This window comes from Methylocaldum sp. (assembly GCF_039794385.1).
In the GTDB taxonomy this organism is placed as follows: Bacteria; Pseudomonadota; Gammaproteobacteria; order Methylococcales; family Methylococcaceae; genus Methylocaldum.
Genome location: NZ_JBDIVO010000288.1, coordinates 1 through 5,827, shown reverse-complemented (window position 1 = coordinate 5,827; position 5,827 = coordinate 1). Strand labels below are relative to the sequence as shown.

The following is a 5,827-nucleotide window of genomic DNA, read 5'->3' as shown; positions in this document are numbered from 1 at the left end:
AGACGCCCGCTGCGGCTTCCGCCATGGAACTATCATCGCGGGTGAGGTCCGAATTCGTTGGGCAACTCTGAGGTAGGGTCATGAACGACACGGCTTTCGAGCGAAGGGTCCGCGACATCGGCGAAAACCTTTACCGTTTGGCCGGAGAGTCGCCGCCGTCCTTATTCGACCCGCGGGGCCTGAGAGGGCGCGTGTTGATGCGGGCCATGCATGACGAAGGCTTACGCGCCGCGCTGTTCCAATTCGTCGACGTGTTGCCGGTACTGGAAACCGATCGGGAACTGGCCCGCCATTTTCAGAACTATCTGGCGCCTCATGCCGATCGGCTTCGGGGACTGTGGGGCCGCATGTTCAAGCTGGGGGGCCATTCCTTCAGCGGTTTTGCACTGCGCCGCGCCGTGTCGCGCCTTGCGCGTCAATTCGTTGTCGAGGAGCAAGAAGATCGCCTGAACCGAGCGCTGGATACCATCTCCCGGATACCCGCGGCCGTTACCGTCGACGCCGTGGGCGAAGCTGCCTTGAGCGAAAGGGAATGCGATATTTATCTGGGCCGATACTTGTCGCTGCTGGACCTTCTGGCGGCGAACCGCTTGCCGCTCGGACATCCGCCGATTCATATCTCCGTCAAGCTCTCGGCTCTGACCGCCCACTTCGATCCGCTCGACTACGCCGGCGTGCGCCGCCGGGTATTCGCCCGGCTGGAGCCCTTGGTGGCCAAGCTTCGCAAACTTGGAGCCGGCATGACGGTGGACATGGAGCATTACGAACTCAAGTCCTTGACGCTCCGCCTGTTCCGCGACCTGGTCGAAAGCGAGGGAGATGACGGCTGGCATCCCGGCATCGCGCTGCAAGCTTATCTTCCGGAGACCGCCGACGATCTCCGAGAGCTGATCGACTGGGCGGAGCGGGAAAAACGCCGGATTTCCGTGCGTCTGGTCAAAGGCGCGTACTGGGACACGGAAGTGGCTCTTGCGGAGCAGCGCAACTGGCCAGTGCCGGTGTTTCTCGACAAATCGGCTACCGACGCCCAGTTCGAATCGCTGCTCGATCTCTTGTTCCGGCATGCAGATGCTGTCTATCCCGCCGTGGGCAGCCATAATCTTCGGAGTCTCGCCTACTCCATCGCGTCGGCGTCCCGGCAAGGTCTTTCCACGGCCGACTGGGAGGTCCAGATGCTGTACGGCATGGCCGAGCCCTTGCGCCACGCCGTCGCCGCATCCGACATCGCGCTCCGGGTTTATCTCCCCACGGGAGAGCTGATTCCGGGCATCGCCTATCTGATCCGGCGCTTGATGGAAAATACCGCCAACACGTCCATTCTGCGGCAAACCTATGTCGAAGGCGCCGATTTGGACGACCTTCTGGCGGCGCCCGACCCGCACGAACCCGGAACCGAAACACTTTCTCCCGCCTTTCTCAATGCCCCGTTAAAGGACTTCAGCCACGACCGGGTTCGCCAGGAATTCCGAAGGTCGCTGGCGGCGGTGCGTACGAAACTGGGCGCGACCTACCCGCTGGACATGGCCGGCGTTCCGCCGCAGGGCGCGGAGCTGGAAGTATCGAGAAATCCGGCGCGACCGTCCGAGATTCTGGGACATGTGGCGGTTGCCGATGTCACCCATGCCGAGCGCGCCGTCCGCAATGCGTACCGCGCATTCCCCGGCTGGCGCGACACGCCCGCCGCCGCTCGGGTCGCGCTGTGCCGGCGGGCGGCGGACATCATGGACGCTCGCCGCGGCGAACTGGCCGCCTGGCAGGTTCTGGAAACGGGAAAGAATTGGCGCGAGGCCGACGCGGACGTGGCGGAAGCCGTCGACTACTTGCGCTATTACCCCTACCGGATGGAGCAACTGGCCGGTTGGCGGCCCACCCGCTGCTTTCCCGGCGAGCCGAATCATCTTCGCTACGAGCCGCGCGGCGGCGTCGCCGTGATTCCGCCCTGGAATTTCCCTCTGGCGATTCTCACCGGCATGACCGCGGCGGCGCTGGTCGCCGGCAATACCGCTATCGTGAAGCCGGCGACACCCGCCAATCTCGTCGCCCACGGATTCAAGTCCGTCCTCGACCAGGCCGGTTTTCCGCCCGGCGTGTGCCAGCTCCTGCCGGGGAGCGGCGCAACGGTCGGGCGGTATCTGGTCAAGCATCCGGACGTGCATGTCATTGCATTTACCGGCTCCAAGACGGTGGGCCTGGAGATTCTTCGGGAGGCGCACACGCTCGCGCCGGAGCAACGGTACATCAAGCAGGTGGTCTGCGAAATGGGCGGCAAGAACGCGATCATCGTCGACGAGGACGCCGATCTGGACGAAGCGGTCGCCCAAACCCTGTACTCCGCGTTCGGCTACCAGGGCCAGAAATGCTCGGCCTGCTCCCGTCTCATCGCCGTCGGCCGGGTTCACGACCGGCTGGTGAAACGGCTGACGGAAACCCTCGACAGCTACGACTACGGTCCGCCCGAAGATCCGGCATTTCTTTTCGGACCGATGATCACCCGCGATGCGCAGCAGAAGGCCATGAGCTATATCGAGCTCGGCCGGACCGAGGGTCGCCTTCATTATCTCGGACGCGTTCCCGCGGACGGTTTCTATTGTCCGCCCGCCATAATCACCGGCATCGAGTCCCATCACCGTTTAGCGCGGGAGGAAATCTTCGGCCCCGTGCTGGCCGTGCTGCGCGCGCCCACCTTCGAGGCCGCGCTCACGCTGGCGCTGGAATCGGACTACGCTCTGACCGGCGGCGTTTTTTCGCGCCTTCCGGAACATCTCGATCTCGCGCGGGAACGGTATCGCGTCGGCAATTTGTATCTCAACCGCCGCACCACCGGCGCGCGCGTCGGCGTACAGCCCTTCGGCGGCACCCGGCTTTCGGGAACCGGCGTACAGGCCGGCGGCCCCGACTATCTCAAGCAGTTTCTGTGGACTCGGGTGGTGAGCGAGAACACGCTGAGGCACGGTTTCGTTCCAAACATCGAGTAGGTCGGGAATCCGTTCCCGACGAAGGTTGTAGGGCGGGTTAGCGTACTCGCGTAACCCGCCTTTTCGCGGCGTACGGCGGGTTACGGCCTGTCGGCCTAACCCGCCCTACCCAGCTCGTAGGGTGGGTTAACGGAGTGAAACCCGCCGCATACCGCGAAACTTCTTGCAAAAATTAATCTCGAAAAATATATTCGAACCGGGATCTACTTTCCTCCGGCGCTTCCGGCAATGAATGCCGTCCCTGCGCCTATTCCAGGGAGGAAACCGCGGCCATAACCGGACGGTCTCGTAGGCCGCTCCCGATCCGCCAGACATGCTCAAGGAGAGAGTATGCATCGCAAGAAGGTAAGGATCGCCATCGTCGGCGTAGGCAATTGTGCATCCTCGCTGGTCCAGGGCGTCGAGTTCTACCGCAAGGCGAAGAACGGCGATGCCGTCCCTGGCCTGATGCACGTCAACCTCGGCGGCTATCACATTTCCGATATCGAGTTTTCCGCCGCCTTCGACATCAATGTGAGCAAGGTCGGCAAGGACCTGTCCGAAGCCATTTTCGCGGAGCCGAACAACACATACCGGTTCTGCGAAGTTCCCGAAATCGGCGTCGAAGTCCGCCGCGGCATCACGCTCGACGGCCTCGGCAAGTATCTCCGGGAAGTCATCGAGGAATCGCCCGATCCGCCCTCAGATATTGCCCAGGTGCTCCGCGATACCGCCACCGACGTGGTCGTCTCCTATCTTCCCGTCGGCGCCCAAAAGGCTACCGAGTTCTATGCCGAGCAGGCTCTCGAAGCGGACTGCGGCATGGTCAACTGCATTCCCGTGTTCATCGCCTCGAACCTCCGCTGGCGCAAGCGTTTCGAGGAAAAAAACCTTCCTCTCATCGGCGACGACATCAAATCGCAGGTGGGCGCCACCATCGTCCACCGGGTGCTGGCGAATCTCTTCCGCGAGCGCGGCGTCCGGCTGGACCGCACCTATCAGCTCAATTTCGGCGGCAACACGGACTTTTTGAATATGCTCGAACGGGAACGGCTGGAGTCCAAGAAGCTCTCCAAGACCCGCGCCGTGACCAGCCAGCTCGACCATGCCCTGTCCGACGCCGAGGCCCACGTCGGCCCCAGCGACTACGTGCCCTGGCTCACCGACCGCAAGTTCTGCTACATCCGGCTGGAAGGCACGACCTTCGGCAACGTGCCGCTGCACGGCGAACTCAAGCTGGAAGTCTGGGATTCGCCCAACTCCGCCGGCGTGGTCATCGATGCGGTGCGCTGCGTCAAGCTGGCGCTCGATCGGGGCATCGGCGGAGCGCTGATCGGACCGGCCGCCTGGTTCATGAAATCCCCGCCCGAACAGTTCACCGATGCCGAAGCCCGTGCCCGTACGGAGGCATTCATACGCGGCAAGGCGCCGCGTTGACGGAGTCGCCATGATCGAACCCACCGAAACGGACGGGACCACCGTCTGGACCCGCGACCGCATCGAGCGGCGCGTCCGCGAGCTCGGCGAATGGTTCCACAATCTCGACCTCGACGGCGTACATACCGCTCCCGATCATTTCCTCGGAGATTATCCCGCCGTCAAGTGGCGGCAATTCGCCGACGCGCTTCCCGCCGATTTGAGCGGCCGATCGGTGCTCGACATCGGCTGCAACGCGGGTTTCTACGCCATCGAGATGAAAAAGCGCGGTGCCGAGCGGGTCGTCGGCATCGACTCGGACGAGGCTTATCTGGCCCAGGCCCGCTTCGCGGCCGAGGTCAAAGGGCTCGACATCGAATTTCGCCGGCTGTCCGTCTACGACATCGCCGACCTCGGCGAAACCTTCGGTCTGGTGATCTTCATGGGCGTGTTCTATCACCTGCGCCACCCCTTGCTGGCGCTGGACCTGATCCACGAACACGTCGCCCGCGACCTGCTGCTGTTCCAGTCCATGCAGCGCGGCAGCCCGGAGATCGAGGCGGTAGGACGGGACTACGGCTTCGAGGAACGGGATGTCTTCGACCGGCCAGGTTTTCCCAGGATGCATTTCATAGAACACCGCTATTCCGGCGATCCCACCAACTGGTGGATTCCCAACCGCGCCGGCACCGAAGCGATGCTGCGCAGCGCGGGCTTCGATATCCTCGACCGTCCGGAGGAGGAGGTCTACGTCTGCCGCAGGACCGAACTGAACCTGGAAGACTGGGATCATCGGGCGGTCTATCCCTGTCGCGGGAGAAAACCGTAGGCCGGAATAAGCATTGGCGGTTTGCCGGGAACGGTATACCTTTCGAGCCTACGAAAAGTCGCCGGCGAAAAATCGTCGGTCGGCCGTCCCTGGCGGATGAATCCGCTGGATGGGGCATTGCGTCGGGAAGGGGCTGGCCGGCGCTCCCGGCCAGGCCGTTTGCGATTGGAAAGGATTCCCGACCTACACAGTGGCACGGTTGCAGGGCGGCAATCCCTCGCCGACGGCTCCACTTGGCCGACCGATGGCGTCGGGAAGGCTCGCCCTAGCGCTCCCAAGACGACCGTTTGCGACACCCCAAAAGGAACGAGGCTTTTGCGACCCGCTACAGCTTTGCGGAGGGAAATCATGATCGAAGCAGTGATGCTCTGGAACGAACCCAACAATAAATCCCACTGGGATTTCGAGATCGACCAGGACTGGAGTCTTTTCGCCGAAATGGTGAATCTCACGGCCGATGCCCTGCACGAGGAACATCCGAAACTCCCGGTCGTCCTCGGGGGCATCTCTCCCATCGATCCCTTGTTCATGGAACGGATGAAAAACTACGGCGTCATTCCGCGCATGGATGCCGTGGCCGTCCACGGGTTTCCGCTGGACTGGAACCACTGGCAGATTCACGAATGGC

General features: G+C 62.9%; 4 protein-coding genes. All 4 read left to right on the top strand.

The features are described from left to right. Positions 1-80 precede the first annotated feature (80 nt). Positions 81-2,975, top strand: coding sequence for a proline dehydrogenase family protein (locus tag ABJK70_RS18815; protein WP_347258758.1), 2,895 nt, complete (start codon positions 81-83; stop codon positions 2,973-2,975). Between the two features lie 330 nt (positions 2,976-3,305). Next, complete coding sequence (locus tag ABJK70_RS18810) at positions 3,306-4,391, top strand: inositol-3-phosphate synthase (protein ID WP_077728873.1); 1,086 nt, start codon at positions 3,306-3,308, stop codon at positions 4,389-4,391. A gap of 10 nt (positions 4,392-4,401) precedes the next feature. Further along, positions 4,402-5,199 carry a TIGR04290 family methyltransferase gene (locus ABJK70_RS18805; RefSeq protein WP_077728872.1) on the top strand — a complete coding sequence of 266 codons (798 nt, stop codon included), beginning with the start codon at positions 4,402-4,404 and terminating at the stop codon, positions 5,197-5,199. 348 nt (positions 5,200-5,547) lie between these two features. Continuing rightward, positions 5,548-5,827 (top strand): hypothetical protein (locus ABJK70_RS18800; RefSeq protein ID WP_347258757.1); only part of this gene is annotated, 280 nt, incomplete at its 3' end.